The sequence below is a fragment of the Limnohabitans sp. JirII-31 genome (assembly GCF_002778315.1).
Taxonomy (GTDB): domain Bacteria; phylum Pseudomonadota; class Gammaproteobacteria; order Burkholderiales; family Burkholderiaceae_C; genus Limnohabitans.
The window spans coordinates 58825-77366 of the sequence record NZ_NESA01000006.1 but is presented as its reverse complement, the minus strand read 5'-3'; the positions used below and the strand labels follow the sequence as shown (position 1 = coordinate 77366).

Below are 18542 nucleotides of genomic sequence, written 5' to 3'. Positions count from 1 at the left end.
TTTCTCTTCATGAACAAGCAACCTATCAGTTTCACCCGCGCTCCGCTGTCTTATGCTGCTGCTTTGTTGGCGGGCACTGCGCTGGCTTTCAATGCTTGGGCCGTCGATCCTTTCACAGTTCGCGACATCCGTGTCGAGGGCTTACAGCGTGTGGAGCCTGGGACGATCTTTGCATCTATTCCTTTCCGCGTTGGGGATGATTACACCGACGACAAGGGCGCTGCTGCCATTCGCAGTTTGTTTGCCCTGGGGCTCTTCAAGGACGTTCGCATTGAAGTCACGGGTGATGTGTTGGTGCTGATTGTGGAAGAGCGTCCGAACATCGCTGCGGTGGAGTTCATTGGCACAAAAGAGTTTGACAAAGACATATTGCGTAAAGCTTTGCGCGACATCGGCTTGGCCGAAGGACGGCCTTTCGACAAAGCGTTGGCTGATCGTGCAGAGCAAGAACTCAAGCGTCAGTACGTCAGCCGCAGTCTGTACGGTGCTGAGGTGATCACCACCGTGACGCCGAGCGACCGTAACCGGGTCAATTTGTCTTTCACCGTCGTGGAAGGCGATCTGGCCAAAATCAAAGAAATCCGAGTCGTTGGTAGCAAAACCTTCAGTGAATCCACACTGCTTGATCAGTTTGACCAAAGTACGGGCAATTGGCTGAGCTGGTACACCAAGTCAGATCGCTATTCGCGTGCCAAACTGAATGCTGACCTGGAAACTTTGCGTGCTTGGTACATGTCTCGCGGTTATTTGGAGTTTCGAATTGATTCCACGCAAGTGGCCATTTCACCTAACAAGCAAGACATCAGCATCACCATCAGCATCACAGAGGGTGACCGTTTCGTGGTGTCTGAGGTGGCTCTGGAGGGGTATTACCTGGGCAAAGATGACGACTTCAAGTCATTGATTGAAATCAAAGCAGGTCAACCCTACAACGCAGACGATGTCGCCAAAACCACCAAAGCCTTCAATGAATACTTTGGCAACTTCGGGTTTGCGTTTGCCCGCACCGATGTGCGACCTGAGATTGACCGAGCGACCAATCGCGTCAAGCTGGTCTTGGTGGCAGATCCGTCACGTCGTGCCTATGTGAGGCGTATCAACATTCTGGGGAATAACCGAACCCGAGATGAAATTGTGCGCCGTGAGTTCCGCCAGATGGAGTCATCTTGGTATGACGGCGAGCGCATCCGCTTGTCACGCGACCGCATCAATCGCTTGGGCTACTTCAAAGAGGTTGATATAGATACCCAAGAAGTTGCCGCTTCACAAGATCAGGTGGACTTGAATGTCAATGTGACGGAAAAGCCCACAGGCATGCTCACACTGGGCGCTGGGTTTTCGAGTGCTGAAAAGGTCACCTTTTCTTTTGGCATTCAGCAGGAAAACGTTTTTGGTTCGGGCCAAAACTTAGGACTCCAAGTCAGCACCAGCAAGTACAACCAGTACTACGTGATCAGTACAACCGATCCGTACTTCACCCAAGACGGTGTGTCGCGCACCTTTGATTACTACCATCGGTCGAGCAAACCTTACGTGGAGCAGGGCGGAGATTACCGACTTGTGACTTCTGGCCTTGGCATCCGTTTTGGCGTTCCATTTAGTGAGCTGGACCGCGTTTTCGTAGGTACATCGCTCGAACAGACCGAAATTATTCCCGGCACCAATTTGCCAGCCTCTTGGCTGGTGTACGCATACAACCACGGGTACACCACCAAAACTGTGCCTGTGACTTTGGGCTGGGCGAGAGATGGTCGTGACAGTTACCTGAATCCATCGACGGGTAAGTTGATTCGAGCCAACACCGAAGTGGGGGCAGCAGGCGACACGCGCTACGCCAAGATCGGTGGTCAATACCAACAGTACTTCGCACTCAGCAAGCAATACACATTTGCATTCAATGCCGATTTAGGCGTTGGTAAAGGCTTGCAAGGGCAAAGCTTCCCAGTTTTCAAGAACTACTTCTCGGGTGGTTTAGGCTCCGTGCGTGGCTTTGAGCAAGGCACCCTGGGCCCTCGTGACGTCTACGGCATTGTGTCGGGTGGTACCAAAAAAATCACCCTCAACAGTGAGTTTTTGATGCCATTCCCAGGTGCGGGTAACGACAGAAGTCTGAGGCTCTATGGCTTCTATGACATGGGTAACGTGTTTGGTGAGTTCGACAAAGTTCAGTTGAACCAACTTCGTAGTTCATATGGCGTGGGGCTGAGTTGGGTCTCTCCCATGGGGCCTCTGCGCTTTGCCTGGGCCTTACCCGCCAGAACCTTCACTGGCGATAGAATTCAAAGATTGCAATTCCAAATCGGGACATCTTTCTGATGAAAAAGTTTTTTAGCCAACTTTCTTTGGCGTTGATGGTGGGCGTGGTCAGCTTGACTGCCTATGCTGACGAAATTCGTATTGGCTTTATCAATACAGACCGTATTTTCAAAGAAGCCAACACGGCCAAGCAGGCACAGCAGAAATTAGAGCAAGAGTTCTCCAAGCGCGACAAAGAACTCAATGATGCGGGTGCTGCCTTGAAATCTGCTGTTGAAAAGTTCGAACGTGAAGCCCCCACTTTGTCAGAGTCACAGCGCTTGAGCCGACAAAAGCAATTGGGCGAGCAAGACCGCGACTTTCAACGCAAGCGTCGTGAATTTCAAGAAGAACTCAATGCGCGCAAAAACGAAGAGTTCCAACTGGTTCTTGAGCGCACCAACCGCGTGATCAAGCAAGTGGCTGAAGCCGAAAAATACGACCTCGTTTTGCAAGAGGCGGTCTATATCAGCCCTAAGCACGACATCACTGACAAAGTGCTCAAGGTCATCAATTCGACCAAGTAATCTGCCGTGGCACTGCGTCTCGGCCAAATCGTTGAAAGTCTTGGGGGCCAGCTGCATGGAAACCCCGAGCAATGGATTCAAAAACTCGCACCGCTTGACACTGCGCATGCCGATGCCTTGAGTTTTCTAAGTAATCCCAAATACCAATCTCAACTCACGACGTCTCAGGCAGCTTGCGTGATTGTGTCGCCCATGATGGCGACACTGGCGCAAGCACGTGGTGCCTGCATCGTGACCGACAACCCCTACCACTACTTTGCACGTTTGACGCAGTTGTGGCGTGCTCAGCATCAGCAGCACGATGAGCCGATGGTTCATCCAAGCGCCGTGATTCATCCCTTTGCACACGTTGACGCCAGCGCACGCATTGGTCCTTTGTGTGTGATTGAACGCGGTGCACGTATTGGTGCGCACACTTGGCTCAAGTCTGGTGTGACTGTGGGTGAAGATTGCGTCTTGGGGCAACGCTGCATCGTGCATGCTGGTGTTGTCATCGGTGCAGATGGGTTCGGTTTTGCGCTGTTTGAAGGGCGCTGGGAAAAAATTGAACAACTCGGTGCAGTGCACATTGGCAACGATGTCGAGATCGGTGCCAATACCTGCATTGACCGTGGCGCTCTAGATGACACCGTGATTGAAGATGGTGTGAAGCTCGATAACTTGGTGCAAATAGGCCATAACGTTCACATTGGCGCACACACGGCCATGGCTGGTTGCGCAGGCGTGGCAGGTAGCGCACGCATCGGCGCTCACTGCACGGTCGGTGGTGGAGCCGTGGTGTTGGGGCATTTGGAGTTGGCCGATGGTGTGCATATTTCTGCTGCATCGGTCGTGATGCGTTCAATTCGTCAGCCTGGACAGTACAGCGGCGTGTTTCCCATCGACGACAATGCCTCGTGGGAAAAAAATGCTGCCACCTTGCGTCAACTGCACCGTTTGCGTGACCGCATCAAATCTCTTGAATCAGCTTTAGAAAGTCAAAAAAAATGAGCATGGACATCCATCAAATCCTGAAGCAATTGCCGCACCGCTATCCCATCTTGCTGGTTGACCGCGTGTTGGAGATCGAAAAAGGTAAACGCATCAAGGCGCTCAAGAATGTCTCAATCAACGAACCGTATTTCACCGGTCACTTTCCGCATCGCCCTGTGATGCCGGGTGTGTTGATGCTGGAGGCCTTGGCCCAAGCAGCCGCTTTGCTGGCATTTGATGCCGTGGGCGTGACCCCAGATGACAAAACGGTGTACTACTTCGCTGGCATCGATGGTGCGCGTTTCAAACGACCAGTTGAGCCAGGCGACCAGCTGATTTTGGAAGTTGAGCTGGACCGCATGAAAGCTGGCATTTTCAAATTCAAAGCCCGAGCCAAAGTGGGGGATGAAATTGCCACCGAAGCCGAGTTGATGTGCACCATGCGCACCATTGCCTGATCAACACCCTGCGACGATGAGTCTTATCCATCCCTCGGCGATTGTTGACCCCCGAGCCGAGCTCGACAGCTCGGTGCAAGTGGGGCCATACACCATCATTGGCCCCCATGTGTGTATAGGGGCGGGTACCACGGTCGGTGCCCATTGCGTGATCGAAGGCCACACCACCATTGGGCACGACAACCGTATTTTTCAATTCAACTCTTTGGGCGCGATCCCGCAAGATAAGAAATACGCGGGGGAGCCCTGCGAATTGGTGATCGGTGACCGCAACACCATCCGCGAGTTTTGTACCTTCAACATCGGTTCTCCCGGCGACACGGGTGTGACGCGTGTGGGTGATGACAACTGGATCATGGCCTATGTGCATTTGGCGCACGATTGTGTGGTGGGCAACCACACAATCTTTGCCAACAGTGCGCAATTGGCTGGCCACGTGCACGTGGGTGATTGGGTGATCTTGGGTGGGTTTACCGTGGTGCATCAGTTTGTGCGTATTGGCGCTCACAGTTTCACGGCTATGCATTCGTTGCTGTTTGCAGATTTGCCACCTTTTGTGATGTGCCAAGGGCAGCCGGCAGAGGCGCGCTCCATGAATTACGAAGGGCTGCGTCGTCGCGGCTTTTCCCCTGAGCGTATCAGCGCAGTCAAGGCCATGCACAAGGCCTTGTACCGTGAAGACTTGACGCTCGACAAAGCCAAAGAGCGCATCGCAGCGCTGGTGCAATCCAAACCTGAATCTGCACCCGATGTGCAGATGATGCTCGACTTCTTGAACCAGACCTCGCCACAACGTGGCATCGTGCGCTGAGCCTATGTCGGCACTTGTGACCTTCTCGCTTGTCGCTGGCGAGGCCTCGGGTGATTTGCTCGCAGGCCTGTTGCTGCAGGGAATGCACCAAACATGGCCCGAGATGCGAAGCACCGGCATTGGGGGGCCGCGCATGGCGCAGCAAGGGTTTGAAGCTTGGTGGCCCTACGAAAAATTAGCTGTGCGTGGCTATGTGGAAGTGCTGCGGCACTACCGTGAAATTGTGGGTATTCGTCAGCAGCTCAAAGCGCGTTTGTTGGCCCAACCACCCAGCGCCTTCATTGGTGTGGATGCGCCAGACTTCAATCTTGACTTAGAGCATGATCTGAAGGCGAGCGGCATTCCGACAGTGCATTTTGTGTGTCCTTCTATTTGGGCTTGGCGTGCTGACAGAGTCGACAAAATTCGACGCAGCGTAGACCATGTGCTGTGCATCTTTCCGTTTGAAAAAGCCTTGCTCGAAGCGCACGGCATTGCTGCCACCTACGTGGGGCATCCACTGGCACAAACGATTCCTGAACATGTTGACCGTGCTGCGGCACGTGTTGCACTGGGCTTGCCACAAGACGCGACTGTGGTTGCGTTATTGCCTGGCAGTCGACATTCTGAAATTGAATATTTGGCACGTCGTTTTTTACAAGCGGCGCAGCGCATGGCCCAGCAACAGCCTGGGCTGATCTTTGTCTTGCCCGCCATGTCTGCGTTACGTGCCCGCATCGATGCGCTGGTTCGCGAGGTAGGTGGCGTGCCTGGGCTGACGGTGTTGACCGGACAATCGCACACTGCTCTGGCCGCTTGCGATGTGACACTGATTGCCAGTGGTACCGCCACGCTGGAAGCCGCGCTTTTCAAACGTCCGATGGTCATCGCTTACAACATGAACTGGATCAGTTGGCAAATCATGCGTCGTAAAAAACTCCAACCCTGGGTGGGTCTGCCCAATATCTTGTGCCAGGAGTTTGTGGTGCCTGAGTTGTTGCAAGACGCTGCCACCCCGGACGCCATGGCGCATGAGGTATTGCAGTGGCTGGCACAACCCGCCGCCATGACCGCCGTTCAACAACGTTTTGCCGCACTGCATGACAGTTTGCGCTGTGACACCCCTGCATTGGCTGCCCATGCGATCCAAAAAATTCTTGCGCGCTGAACAGGCTTCGCTGGTCTGGGATGCCCCGGGTCTGATTGCCGGCGTGGATGAGGCTGGGCGAGGTCCTTTGGCTGGGCCCGTCGTGGCCGCTGCCGTCATCTTGGATGACTTGAACCCAATCGTGGGCTTGGCGGACTCCAAAAAACTCACGGCCTTGAAGCGCGAGCGTTTGTATGAGGAGATCCGTGCCAAAGCTCTGTGTTGTTCGATTGCTGAGGCCTCGGTGGAGGAAATTGACAGTCTGAATATTTTGAATGCCACCCTTCTCGCGATGCGTCGGGCGGTAGAAGGGTTGCGCCTCAAGCCGCACAAAGTGTTGGTGGATGGCAACCGTCTACCTGTCCTCGATGTGTTGGCCGAAGCCATTGTCAAAGGCGACAGCAAGGTACCCGCCATTTCTGCCGCATCCATCTTGGCCAAGGTACACCGTGACCGCTGGTGTCTGCAATTGCATGCTCAATACCCAGAGTACGGCTTTGACCGTCACAAGGGATACGGCACCGAAGCACATTTGCAGGCTTTGCGTACCCATGGGGCCACGCCCTGGCATCGTCACAGTTTTTCACCCGTTGCCGAGGTGCTGCGATGAACGTGATTACTTCGCGTGACAACCCCTTGGTCAAAGAGCTGCGTCGCCTGTCGCAAGACAGCACGGCCTATCGCAAACTCGGTCGTGTTTGGTTGGAAGGCGACCACCTGTGTCGTGCGGCGTTGGCACGTGGTGTTCGGCCTGAGCATGCCGTGTTTGCACAATCGCAATGGGACATCGCTCCGCGCGACTGGACCGAGGCTGCCCCCCGCAACACGGTGTTGCCCGATGCCCTGTTTGCCGAGGTGAGTGGACTCGAATCCCCCGCGCGGATGGGGTTTGTGATGACGGTGCCAGTGGCACCCGACATCTTGCGTCACACCCCCACCGTGGTGCTGGATCGGGTGCAAGACGCGGGCAACGTTGGCTCAATTTTGCGCAGCGCGTCCGCCTTTGGTTTTGGCCAGGTGTTGGCCATCAAAGGTGCTGCTGCCCTGTGGTCTCCTAAAGTCTTACGCGCTGGCATGGGCGCGCATTTTGGTTTGCATTTGGTGGAGGGCCTGGAGCCTTCGGCGTTGGACGCACTGGACATGCCTTGGGTGGCCACCAGTTCGCACCAAGGCCCATTCCTGCACCAGTTGCTCGCTCAGCAGGCATTGCCCATGCCGTGCGCCTGGCTGATGGGGCATGAGGGGCAGGGCGTTTCACCTCAGCTCGCCGACCATGCGGCATTGTCGGTGCGTATTGCGCAACCCGGTGGCGAAGAGTCATTGAATGTGGCCGCTGCTGCCGCGATTTGTTTGCACGCCAGTGCCACTTGTCGTGTGACGTGACGCAAGGGTAAACGAGTGCCTCGGATATAATGAGAGGCTTTCCCGCATCAACCTGTACGCCCCAGCTCAACCAAGGCCCATTCCTCGAACAAGCAGCCAAAAAGAGACCCGTTCTCTTGTAAGCGCTGAGGCGTACCCGAACTACTCCGGAGAACCCAGTGCTTTTGTCTCTTCAGGGAACCTTCCCGCCCGCCATCTTGGCGCTTGCAGACGGCACGGTCTTTATCGGCAATTCGATTGGAGCCTCTGGCTCCACCGTAGGCGAGGTGGTGTTCAATACATCGCTCACCGGCTACCAAGAAATTCTGACCGACCCCAGCTATTGCCAGCAGATCGTCACCTTGACGTACCCGCACATTGGCAACTATGGCGTCAACGTGGAAGACATCGAAGCTGACAAAGTCCATGCTGCTGGCCTGATCATCAAAGACCTTCCTTTGGTGGCCAGCAACTTTCGATCACATCAAACCTTGTCGGCTTATCTGACCGAGAGTGGCACGGTGGCGATTGCCAATATCGATACCCGTCAATTGACACGCATCTTGCGTACCAAAGGGGCGCAAAACGGTGCGATCTTGGCCCTGGCGCCAGGTCAGCAAGTCAGCCAAGCGCTGAAAGAACAAGCCATTGTCGCCGCCCAAGGGGCACCCAGCATGGCCGGTCTCGATTTGGCACAACAAGTCACCGTGACCGCGCCCTATGCCTGGACGCAAACCGAATGGGCGCTGGGCAAGGGTTATGGCGAACAAACCACGCCTAAGTTTCACGTCGTGGCGTACGACTTTGGCGTCAAGAAAAATATCTTGCGTATGTTGGCCGAGCGCGGTTGCAAAGTGACCGTGGTGCCCGCCAAAACTTCGGCAGCCGAAGTGCTCAAACACCAGCCGGATGGGATCTTTTTGTCCAACGGTCCCGGCGACCCGCAGCCGTGCGACTACGCCATTGCCGCTACGGCCGAGTTGATTGAAACAGGTATCCCGACTTTTGGTATCTGTTTGGGTCATCAAATCATGGCCTTGGCCAGCGGTGCCAAAACCTTCAAGATGAAATTTGGACACCACGGTGCCAACCACCCGGTCAAAGACCTTGACAGTGGCCGCGTGTCGATCACCAGCCAAAACCACGGTTTTGCGGTGGATGAAAAAACATTGCCTGCCAATTTACGAGCCACCCACGTGTCCTTGTTTGACGGCACCTTGCAGGGCTTGGCCCGCACAGACAAACCCGCGTTTTGTTTTCAGGGACACCCCGAGGCATCGCCTGGTCCTCATGACATCACCTATCTTTTCGACCGCTTCATCAACTTGATGGAGAAAAAATAAATGCCTAAGCGCACCGACCTAAAAAGCATCCTCATCATTGGCGCTGGCCCCATCATCATTGGGCAGGCGTGTGAATTTGACTACTCTGGTGTGCAGGCTTGCAAAGCCTTGCGTGAAGAGGGATACAAAGTCATTTTGATCAACAGCAATCCCGCCACGATCATGACTGACCCCGCCACGGCAGACGTCACGTACATCGAGCCCATCACCTGGCAAACGGTTGAAAAAATCATTGCCAAAGAGCGTCCAGACGCTATCTTGCCCACCATGGGTGGGCAGACCGCTTTGAACTGCGCTTTGGATTTGTGGCACCACGGGGTGCTTGATAAATACAAAGTGGAATTGATCGGTGCCACACCCGAGGCGATTGACAAAGCGGAAGACCGCTTGAAGTTCAAAGATGCCATGACCAAAATTGGTCTGGGCTCAGCACGTTCTGGCATTGCCCACAGCATGGAAGAAGCTTGGGATGTGCAACGGCAGGTGGGCTTTCCTACCGTGATTCGTCCCAGCTTCACCTTGGGTGGCACCGGTGGTGGCATTGCCTACAACCCGGAAGAGTTCGAGGTCATCTGCAAGCGTGGCCTGGAAGCTTCGCCTACCAATGAGTTGTTGATTGAAGAGTCGCTGCTGGGGTGGAAAGAGTACGAGATGGAAGTGGTGCGCGACAAAGCGGACAACTGCATCATCATTTGCTCGATCGAGAACTTGGATCCCATGGGGGTGCACACCGGTGACTCGATCACCGTGGCTCCGGCCCAAACCTTGACCGACAAGGAATACCAAATCATGCGCAACGCCTCGTTGGCTGTGTTGCGTGAAATTGGTGTGGACACGGGGGGCTCGAACGTGCAGTTCTCCATCAATCCCAAAGATGGTCGCATGGTGGTGATTGAGATGAACCCGCGCGTGTCGCGTTCATCTGCTTTGGCGTCCAAGGCCACGGGCTTTCCGATTGCCAAGGTAGCGGCCAAGTTGGCCGTGGGTTACACGCTTGATGAGTTGCGCAACGAAATCACCGGTGGTGCTACGCCCGCGAGCTTTGAGCCCAGCATTGACTACGTGGTCACCAAAATCCCACGTTTTGCCTTTGAAAAATTTCCCACAGCCGACAGCCGCTTGACCACCCAGATGAAATCGGTGGGCGAAGTCATGGCCATGGGCCGTACCTTCCAAGAGTCGTTCCAAAAAGCCCTGCGCGGCTTGGAGGTTGGCGTGGACGGGATGAACGAAAAGACCCAAGACCGCGAAGTGCTTGAAAAAGAGCTGGGTGAGCCCGGCCCTGAGCGCATTTGGTATGTGGGCGACGCGTTCGCCCAGGGCCTGAGCGTCGACGAGGTGTTTGAGTTGACCAAAATTGACCGCTGGTTCTTGGTGCAAATCGAAGAGATCGTGAAAATTGAGTTGGAACTCGAAACTACGACGCTGGATGCCATCACCGCTGACGAGTTGCGCGCCTTGAAGAAAAAAGGCTTTTCCGACCGTCGTTTGGCCAAGCTGCTCAAAACCACTGAGCATGTGGTGCGCGCCAAGCGTCATGCCTTGAATGTGCGCCCTGTCTACAAACGCGTGGACACCTGCGCCGCAGAGTTCTCCACCGATACCGCCTACATGTACTCCAGCTACGAAGGCAACGGAGACGGCGAGTGCGAGGCTGAGCCGACACAGAACAAGAAGATCATGGTGTTGGGCGGAGGCCCCAACCGCATTGGTCAAGGCATTGAGTTTGATTATTGCTGCGTCCATGCCGCACTCGCCATGCGCGAAGACGGCTACGAAACCATCATGGTCAACTGCAACCCAGAAACGGTGTCGACCGACTACGACACGTCGGACCGTCTGTATTTCGAGCCTTTGACACTGGAAGACGTGTTGGAGATTGTGGACAAAGAAAAGCCTACCGGTGTGATTGTTCAGTACGGTGGCCAAACCCCCTTGAAACTGGCCCTGGGTCTTGAGGCGGCAGGCGTGCCCATCATTGGCACCAGCCCAGACATGATCGACGCAGCCGAAGACCGCGAGCGCTTCCAGCACCTGTTGCAAGAGCTGGGGCTGCGTCAACCGCCCAACGCCACCGCACGCACCGAACCCGAAGCTTTGGAAAAAGCGGCTGCCTTGGGCTATCCCCTGGTGGTGCGTCCCAGTTATGTGCTGGGTGGACGCGCCATGGAGATCGTGCACGAGCAACGCGACTTGGAGCGCTACATGCGCGAAGCCGTCAAAGTGAGCCACGATTCACCGGTGTTGTTAGATCGCTTTTTGAACGATGCCATCGAGTGTGATGTGGACTGCCTACGTGATCCAGAAGGCAAAACATTCATCGGTGGCGTGATGGAGCACATCGAACAAGCTGGCGTGCACAGTGGTGACTCGGCTTGCTCGTTGCCACCGTACTCGCTGTCTGCAGAGACCGTGAACGAACTCAAGCGTCAATCTGCCGCCATGGCCGGTGCCTTGAACGTGGTGGGCTTGATGAACGTTCAGTTCGCCATTCAGCATGTGGATGGCAAAGACGTGATCTATGTGTTGGAAGTCAATCCACGCGCTTCACGCACGGTGCCCTACGTGTCCAAGGCCACAGGCATTCAGCTGGCCAAAGTGGCTGCGCGTTGCATGGCCGGTCAGACACTGGCCTCGCAAGGCATTCTTCATGAAGTGACGCCACCTTATTTCAGCGTCAAAGAGGCGGTGTTCCCGTTCGTCAAGTTCCCTGGCGTCGACACCATCCTGGGCCCTGAGATGAAGTCCACGGGTGAAGTGATGGGGGTTGGCAAAACCTTTGGCGAAGCTTTTGTCAAAAGCCAATTGGGCGCTGGCACCAAGTTGCCCCGCCCACACCAAGCCGACGGCTCATCCACGGGCAAAGTGTTCATTTCGGTCAAAAACAACGACAAGGTGCGAGCCATTGAGGTGGCTCGTCAACTGGTCGCCCAAGGTTTTGAGTTGATCGCCACCAAAGGTACTGCTTTGGCCATCACCACAGCGGGTGTCGCCTGTGCCACGGTGAACAAGGTGACCGAAGGTCGTCCGCACATCGTGGACATGATCAAGAACAATGAGATCGCCTTGGTGATCAACACCGTCGAAGAGCGCCGCAACGCGATTGCGGACTCGCGTCACATTCGCACCTCTGCCTTGCTCAACCGTGTCACCACCTTCACCACCATCGCAGGTGCTGAAGCGGCGGTGGAGGGGATGAAGTACATGGACCAACTCGATGTCATTTCTGTGCAAGAGATGCACGCTCAGTTGACTGCTTAAAGAACACAAGCTTATGACCACCATTCCTATCACCAAGCGCGGTGCCGAAAAGCTCAAAGAAGAGCTGCACAAACTCAAAACTGTGGAGCGTCCTTCAGTCATCAATGCGATTGCTGAGGCACGCGCTCAAGGCGACTTGAGCGAAAACGCTGAGTACGACGCAGCCAAGGACCGTCAAGGTTTCATCGAAGGACGCATTCAAGAAATTGAAGGCAAGCTGTCTGCCGCTCAAATCATTGATCCAGCTGCCGTCGATGCGGGTGGTCGTGTGGTGTTTGGGGCCACGGTTGATTTGGAAGACGAAGACTCAGGCGACGCCGTGACGTATCAAATCGTGGGTGAAGACGAAGCCGATCTGAAGCTCGGTCTGATCAATATCAGCAGCCCGATTGCCCGCGCCTTGATTGGCAAGGAGGAGGGCGACGTGGCTGAAGTTCAGGCGCCTGGCGGTATCAAACGTTACGAAATCGTCGCGGTGGCTTACCGCTGATCATCCCGTGGCGCGGTTGCAAATTTATTTGGCAGCGCTGTGGTGGGGCAGCATGACGACCATCGGCTTGCTGGTGGTGCCCTTGTTGTTTGTGCATTTGGACACGCCAGCCATGGCCGGCCTTATGGCGGCCAAGCTGTTTGCAGCGCAAACCTGGCTGTCTCTCGCATGTGGCATGTTGCTGGTGCTGTCGGCGCAGCGGCAAGCCCGTGCAAAAGGGCTGACACAGTCCCCCTCACCTTGGGTGTTGGGCGGGGTGTTGCTGGCTTTGCTGTTGGAGTTTGCGGTGGCACCACACATCGTGGCGCGTGACAACTTGAAACTTTGGCACAACCTGGGCAGTGCTTTGTATTTGGCGCAGTGTTTGTGTGCTGCGAAAGTGCTCTGGGACACTCAATCGCCAGTTGCTTGAGCTGGCCTGAGTGCGGGCCGATTAGCCCAGCGTGCGCTTTTTGACCGATGTTTTCTTCGGCTTGGCGCGTTTGACTTGACCGCCAGAGGTCAGTCGTTGGTTGCCCAATACGCGCAACATCTTGACTTCGGGGCGTTGGCCACCACGTTTGCTGTACTTGAGCACTTTGACATCGCGTGGGCCTGGCAAACGATCTTCGTCCACTTCGCGGACTTTTTCAGGTTGTGGGCGCCACAGAACCAGCAACTTGCCAATGTGTTGAATCGGTGCTGCATTGAGTTGGTCTGCCAAGGCGGCAAACATCTCTTCGCGCGCGGCGCGGTCATCGCCCAAGACGCGAATTTTGATCAGGCCGTGGGCGCTGAGCGCCATCTCGGCTTCTTTGAGGACGGCAGGCGTTAAACCATCATTGCCGATCATCACGACGGGGTCGAGATGGTGGGCTTCTGAGCGGTGGATTTTGCGTTGTGCAGGGGTGAGTTGAATTGCGGGCATGGGGGTATTATCCCCGCTCGTTCAAAGGTATGAATTGAAAGTTAAAACTAAAAGCAAAAAGGTCAACAAGTCATGGCTCAACGACCATGTCAACGACCCTTACGTCAAGATGGCGAAGAAGGATGGCTACCGCGCGCGTGCTGCGTTCAAGCTGAAAGAAATTGACGAGCAACTGGGCTTGATCAAGCCGGGCCATCTGGTGGTTGATCTGGGTTCCACGCCTGGTGCCTGGAGTCAATATGTGCGACGTCGCTTATCACCCGAAGGGGCTGCGGTTGGCACCTTGAATGGCACCATCATCGCGTTGGATATTTTGCCGATGGAGCCTGTAGAAGGCGTTCAATTTTTGAACGGTGACTTTCGCGAGCCTGAGATGTTGGTTCAGCTCGAGCAGGCCTTGCAAGGTCGTCTGGCCGATGTGGTGGTGTCTGACATGGCCCCCAATTTGTCCGGCATCGAGTCAGCAGACGCGGCCCGTATTACCCATCTGGTGGAGTTGGCGGTCGATTTCGCACAACACCATATGAAAGACGAAGGCGCCTTGGTGGTCAAACTCTTTCATGGCAGTAGCTACGGCCCACTCACCAAGTTGTTCAAGGACACTTTTCACGTAGTCAAACCGATCAAACCCAAAGCCAGCCGTGATAAATCAAGTGAAACCTTTTTGGTTGGTATCGGCCTGAAACATCGCCATGTGGCAAACCCTTGACGCCGGGATGGCTGATTCCTGCAAATAACGCGGGTTGATGGCTTGAAAGGCCTAAAATGGGGCGCATCTAAGTACGACCCGTACTCTCTTTCTATTCGGAGCCCACATTGAACAATCAATGGTTCTCAAAAGTCGCTGTTTGGTTGGTGATCGCCTTGGTGCTGTTCACCGTGTTCAAACAATTTGAAACACGTCCCGGCGCTGGCTCTGGCTACATGGGCTATTCGGACTTCCTTGAAGAAGTTCGAGCTAAGCGCATCAAGACCGCCACCATTCAAGAAGGTCAAGGGGGCACCGAAATCGTCGCTGTCACCAACGACGAACGAAAAATCCGCACCACCGCTACTTACCTGGACCGTGGTTTGGTGGGCGACTTGATTGCCAATGGTGTCAAGTTCGATGTCAAACCGCGCGAAGAAGGCTCTTTGCTCATGACCTTGTTGGTCAGTTGGGGCCCCATGTTGCTGTTGATTGGCGTGTGGGTGTACTTCATGCGTCAAATGCAAGGCGGCGGTAAAGGCGGGGCCTTCAGCTTTGGCAAAAGCAAAGCGCGCATGCTCGACGAGAACAACAACACCGTGACCTTTGCCGACGTGGCCGGTTGCGATGAGGCCAAAGAAGAAGTCAAAGAAGTGGTCGACTTCCTCAAAGACCCGCAAAAATTCCAAAAGCTCGGTGGACGTATCCCTCGTGGCTTGCTGCTGGTCGGGCCTCCAGGTACAGGTAAAACCTTGTTGGCCAAAGGCATTGCTGGCGAAGCCAAGGTGCCGTTCTTCAGCATTTCAGGCTCGGACTTTGTGGAGATGTTCGTTGGTGTCGGTGCAGCCCGTGTGCGCGACATGTTTGAGAACGCCAAGAAAAATGCACCTTGCATCATCTTCATCGATGAGATCGACGCAGTAGGTCGCCAACGTGGCGCAGGTTTGGGTGGCGGCAATGATGAACGCGAACAAACCCTGAACCAAATGCTGGTGGAGATGGATGGTTTCGAAACCAACCTCGGCGTGATCGTGGTCGCGGCCACCAACCGTCCCGATATTTTGGATGCTGCCTTGCTGCGTCCAGGCCGCTTTGACCGCCAGGTCTACGTGACACTGCCCGACATCCGTGGCCGCGAACAAATCTTGAACGTTCACATGCGCAAAGTGCCTTTGGGCCAAGATGTCAACGCCAGCGTGATCGCGCGCGGTACACCCGGCATGAGCGGTGCTGACTTGGCCAACCTGTGTAACGAAGCCGCCTTGATGGCCGCGCGTCGCAACGCCCGTGTGGTTGAGATGGTCGACTTTGAAAAAGCCAAAGACAAAATCTTGATGGGGCCTGAGCGCAAGAGCATGGTCATGCCGGAAGAGGAGCGTCGCAACACGGCGTATCACGAGTCTGGTCATGCCTTGATTGGCAAGCTCTTGCCTAAGTGCGACCCTGTGCACAAAGTGACCATCATTCCCCGTGGCCGCGCCTTGGGTGTGACCATGAGTCTGCCGGCGCAAGACCGCTACAGCTACGACCGTGAATACATGTTGAACCAAATCAGCATGCTCTTTGGTGGCCGTATTGCAGAAGAAGTGTTCATGCACCAAATGACCACCGGTGCGAGCAACGACTTTGAACGTGCCACCTCGATCGCCCGTGACATGGTGATGCGCTACGGCATGACCCAGGCATTAGGACCCATGGTGTACGCCGAAAACGAAGGCGAAGTGTTCTTGGGCCGCTCGGTCACCAAGACCACCAACATGTCCGAAGCCACCATGCAAAAAGTGGACATGGAAGTGCGCAGCATCATTGACGCGCAATATGCCTTGGCGCGCGGTCTGATTGAAGAGAACGCCGACAAAATGCACGCCATGGCCAAAGCGCTGCTGGAATGGGAAACCATTGACACCGAGCAGCTCGATGACATCATGGCTGGCCGTGAGCCACGTCCTCCCAAAGACTGGACACCTCGCACCCCTTCGTCGGGTGGTGGCAGTGGTGGCACGCCGGCTGTTCAACCTGATCCAGCCCCATCGGCTGCGTGATGGAGGTTCAGTCAGTGGATGACATCAACCAACGGGGCGCAAGCCCCGTTTTTCATGGACGCTTTATGTTTTGGCAAACCACACGCTTTCGCATTGACCTGAGCCGCCCCCAAGTGATGGGCATCGTCAACGTCACACCAGACTCCTTTTCAGACGGTGGCCAGCACCCCACCACACAAGCCGCCTTGGCGCATGCCGAGCAATTGCTCAAAGAAGGGGCCGATATGCTGGACATTGGCGGGGAGTCAACCCGTCCTGGAGCGCCTGCGGTGTCGTTGGAGGAGGAATTGGCGCGCGTGCTTCCCGTGGTGCGAGAGGCTTTGCAGTGGCAGGTGCCGCTGTCGATAGATACCTACAAACCACAGGTCATGCAAGCCGTGTTGGATGCGGGGGTTGACATCGTGAACGACATCTGGGCTTTGCGCCAACCGGGTGCCCAGGCCGTGCTGGCAGCACACCCGAGTTGTGGTGTGTGTCTGATGCACATGGCGGGTGAACCACGCACCATGCAATTGCGTCCGATGGAAGGTTTGGCCTTGCCTGTTGTCCGTGAGTTTTTGAACGAACAGGCGCAACAACTACATGCTTTGGGCGTATCCCGTGAGCGCATCACGCTTGATCCGGGGGTAGGGTTTGGCAAAACAGTGGCACAGAATTTTGAATTGCTGTCTGGCCAAGCCGAGTTGCTTGCTTTGGGTTATCCCTTGCTGGTGGGGTGGTCGCGCAAGTCCTCGCTCGGTGCTGTGACTGGCTGTGAGGTGCACGAGCGCTTAGTGCCCAGTGTGGCGGCTGCGCTGTTGGCGGTTGAGCGAGGCGCACGCATTGTGCGTGTGCATGACGTTGTGCAAACTGTCCACGCCTTGAAGGTCTGGCAGTCAGCCACTCTTTGAGACAATCTCTCCATCATTCCTCAAAAAACAAAAAATATGACACGTCAATACTTTGGCACCGATGGCATTCGTGGCACCGTGGGGCAAGCTCCCATCACGCCTGACTTTGTGTTGCGTTTGGCTCATGCCGTGGGCCGTGTGCTCAAACAAACCGAGGCCAACCCCACGGTGTTGATTGGCAAAGACACCCGCATTTCAGGCTACATGCTGGAGTCTGCCCTGGAGTCAGGCTTTAACTCTGCGGGTGTTCATGTGGTGCTGCTGGGCCCTTTGCCTACGCCGGGTGTGGCCTATCTCACACGTGCGCAGCGTGCGAGCTTGGGCGTGGTCATCAGTGCCAGTCACAACCCTTTTGCTGACAACGGCATCAAGTTCTTCAGTGCCCAAGGCACCAAACTCAGCGACGCGTGGGAACAAGCCGTGGAGACCGCGTTAGAAGAAGCCCCCGTCTGGGTGGATTCCGCGAACCTGGGCAAAACCCGCCGTTTGGACGATGCGGCAGGTCGCTACATCGAGTTTTGCAAAAGCACCTTTGCACATGACTTGACCCTCAAAGGCCTCAAAGTCGTGGTCGATGCCGCGCACGGTGCGGCCTATCACATCGCCCCCAAAGTGTTCCATGAGCTCGGCGCAGAGGTGGTGGCGATTGGTTGTAGCCCCGATGGCCTCAACATCAACCACGAGGTGGGGGCTACCCACCCCGAGGCGTTGGTACGCGCGGTCAAAGCCAACCATGCTGACTTCGGCGTGGCTCTGGATGGCGACGCCGACCGTCTGCAAATCGTGGATGACCAAGGTCGCCTGTACAACGGTGATGAGTTGCTGTATCTCATGGCCGATGACCGCTTGGCCAGAGACGAGGTGTTACCTGGCGTGGTGGGCACACTCATGACCAACATGGCCGTTGAAGTGGCCTTGACCCGCCGTGGTGTGCAATTTGTGCGTGCCAAGGTCGGCGACCGTTATGTGTTGGAAGAGCTTGAAAAACACCATTGGATCTTGGGAGGCGAGGGCTCCGGGCATTTGCTGGCGTTGGACAAGCACACCACGGGCGATGGCTTGGTCAGCGCTTTGCAGGTGCTGCAAACTTGCGTGCGCAGTGGCCGCACCATGGCTGATTTGCTCAAGGATGTCACCTTGTTCCCGCAAACGCTGGTCAATGTGCGCTTGCGTCCAGGCCAAGACTGGCAGGCCAACACCCGCATGCAAGAAGAAACCGAGAAAGTTCGCACCGAGTTGGGCCAGAGCGGACGCGTGTTGATTCGCGCCAGTGGCACCGAGCCTCTGGTGCGCGTGATGGTGGAAGCACAAGATGCAGACCAAGCCCAGCGCTGCGCACAGCGTATTGCCGACACCTTGCTTGTCTGAGC

The 18542-nt window shown here is 55.6% G+C and carries 17 protein-coding genes; 16 read left to right on the top strand and 1 reads right to left on the bottom strand.

Annotated elements, in window-relative coordinates; genetic code table 11:
- Window positions 1-9 precede the first annotated feature (9 nt).
- The 12 genes from bamA (at window position 10) to B9Z41_RS09145 (ending at window position 13057) form a co-directional block, all read left to right on the top strand.
- Complete coding sequence (bamA, locus tag B9Z41_RS09200; protein WP_100146771.1) at window positions 10-2316, top strand: outer membrane protein assembly factor BamA; 2307 nt, start codon at window positions 10-12, stop codon at window positions 2314-2316.
- On the top strand, window positions 2316-2822 hold the full coding sequence (locus B9Z41_RS09195) for an OmpH family outer membrane protein (RefSeq protein ID WP_100146770.1): 507 nt from the start codon (window positions 2316-2318) through the stop codon (window positions 2820-2822). Before bamA ends, B9Z41_RS09195 begins: the two co-directional genes overlap by 1 nt.
- A gap of 6 nt (window positions 2823-2828) precedes the next feature.
- Entirely contained in the window at window positions 2829-3812 is a 984-nt protein-coding gene (gene lpxD, locus B9Z41_RS09190) for a UDP-3-O-(3-hydroxymyristoyl)glucosamine N-acyltransferase (RefSeq protein ID WP_100146769.1), read from the top strand.
- A 2-nt stretch (window positions 3813-3814) separates the two neighbouring features.
- Window positions 3815-4252, top strand: a complete 438-nt coding sequence (gene fabZ, locus B9Z41_RS09185) for a 3-hydroxyacyl-ACP dehydratase FabZ (RefSeq protein WP_100146889.1) — start codon at window positions 3815-3817, stop codon at window positions 4250-4252.
- 16 nt (window positions 4253-4268) lie between these two features.
- On the top strand, window positions 4269-5063 hold the full coding sequence (gene lpxA, locus B9Z41_RS09180) for an acyl-ACP--UDP-N-acetylglucosamine O-acyltransferase (protein WP_100146768.1): 795 nt from the start codon (window positions 4269-4271) through the stop codon (window positions 5061-5063).
- A 4-nt stretch (window positions 5064-5067) separates the two neighbouring features.
- Window positions 5068-6210, top strand: coding sequence for a lipid-A-disaccharide synthase (lpxB, locus tag B9Z41_RS09175; RefSeq protein ID WP_100146888.1), 1143 nt, complete (start codon window positions 5068-5070; stop codon window positions 6208-6210).
- The gene (gene rnhB / locus B9Z41_RS09170) at window positions 6182-6799 is read left to right on the top strand and encodes a ribonuclease HII (RefSeq protein ID WP_100146767.1); all 618 of its coding nucleotides are present in this window, start codon (window positions 6182-6184) and stop codon (window positions 6797-6799) included. Before lpxB ends, rnhB begins: the two co-directional genes overlap by 29 nt.
- Entirely contained in the window at window positions 6796-7572 is a 777-nt protein-coding gene (locus B9Z41_RS09165; RefSeq protein ID WP_100146766.1) for an RNA methyltransferase, read from the top strand. The genes rnhB and B9Z41_RS09165 overlap by 4 nt, the downstream gene beginning before the upstream one ends.
- A gap of 158 nt (window positions 7573-7730) precedes the next feature.
- Entirely contained in the window at window positions 7731-8894 is a 1164-nt protein-coding gene (carA, locus tag B9Z41_RS09160; protein ID WP_199172965.1) for a glutamine-hydrolyzing carbamoyl-phosphate synthase small subunit, read from the top strand.
- Window positions 8895-12155 (top strand): carbamoyl-phosphate synthase large subunit, encoded by a 3261-nt coding sequence (carB, locus tag B9Z41_RS09155; protein ID WP_100146765.1) that lies wholly within the window; start codon window positions 8895-8897, stop codon window positions 12153-12155.
- A 13-nt stretch (window positions 12156-12168) separates the two neighbouring features.
- Complete coding sequence (greA, locus tag B9Z41_RS09150) at window positions 12169-12645, top strand: transcription elongation factor GreA (RefSeq protein ID WP_100146764.1); 477 nt, start codon at window positions 12169-12171, stop codon at window positions 12643-12645.
- Window positions 12646-12652: 7 nt separating this feature from the next.
- Window positions 12653-13057: a DUF4149 domain-containing protein gene (locus B9Z41_RS09145; RefSeq protein ID WP_100146763.1), complete on the top strand. Its 405-nt coding sequence runs from the start codon at window positions 12653-12655 to the stop codon at window positions 13055-13057.
- A 21-nt stretch (window positions 13058-13078) separates the two neighbouring features.
- Here B9Z41_RS09145 and B9Z41_RS09140 read toward each other — a convergent pair whose 3' ends face one another.
- Window positions 13079-13552 (bottom strand): YhbY family RNA-binding protein, encoded by a 474-nt coding sequence (locus tag B9Z41_RS09140; RefSeq protein WP_100146762.1) that lies wholly within the window; start codon window positions 13550-13552, stop codon window positions 13079-13081.
- 34 nt (window positions 13553-13586) lie between these two features.
- Between B9Z41_RS09140 and B9Z41_RS09135 the strand changes: the two genes are divergently transcribed.
- The 4 genes from B9Z41_RS09135 (at window position 13587) to glmM (ending at window position 18540) form a co-directional block, all read left to right on the top strand.
- A complete protein-coding gene (locus B9Z41_RS09135) occupies window positions 13587-14261 on the top strand; it encodes an RlmE family RNA methyltransferase (RefSeq protein WP_100146761.1) in 675 nt (224 codons plus the stop codon).
- Window positions 14262-14368: 107 nt separating this feature from the next.
- Window positions 14369-16282, top strand: coding sequence for an ATP-dependent zinc metalloprotease FtsH (gene ftsH / locus B9Z41_RS09130; RefSeq protein WP_100146760.1), 1914 nt, complete (start codon window positions 14369-14371; stop codon window positions 16280-16282).
- 65 nt (window positions 16283-16347) lie between these two features.
- Window positions 16348-17172 (top strand): dihydropteroate synthase, encoded by an 825-nt coding sequence (gene folP, locus B9Z41_RS09125; RefSeq protein WP_100146759.1) that lies wholly within the window; start codon window positions 16348-16350, stop codon window positions 17170-17172.
- Window positions 17173-17208: 36 nt separating this feature from the next.
- The gene (glmM, locus tag B9Z41_RS09120) at window positions 17209-18540 is read left to right on the top strand and encodes a phosphoglucosamine mutase (RefSeq protein WP_100146758.1); all 1332 of its coding nucleotides are present in this window, start codon (window positions 17209-17211) and stop codon (window positions 18538-18540) included.
- Window positions 18541-18542 lie beyond the last annotated feature (2 nt).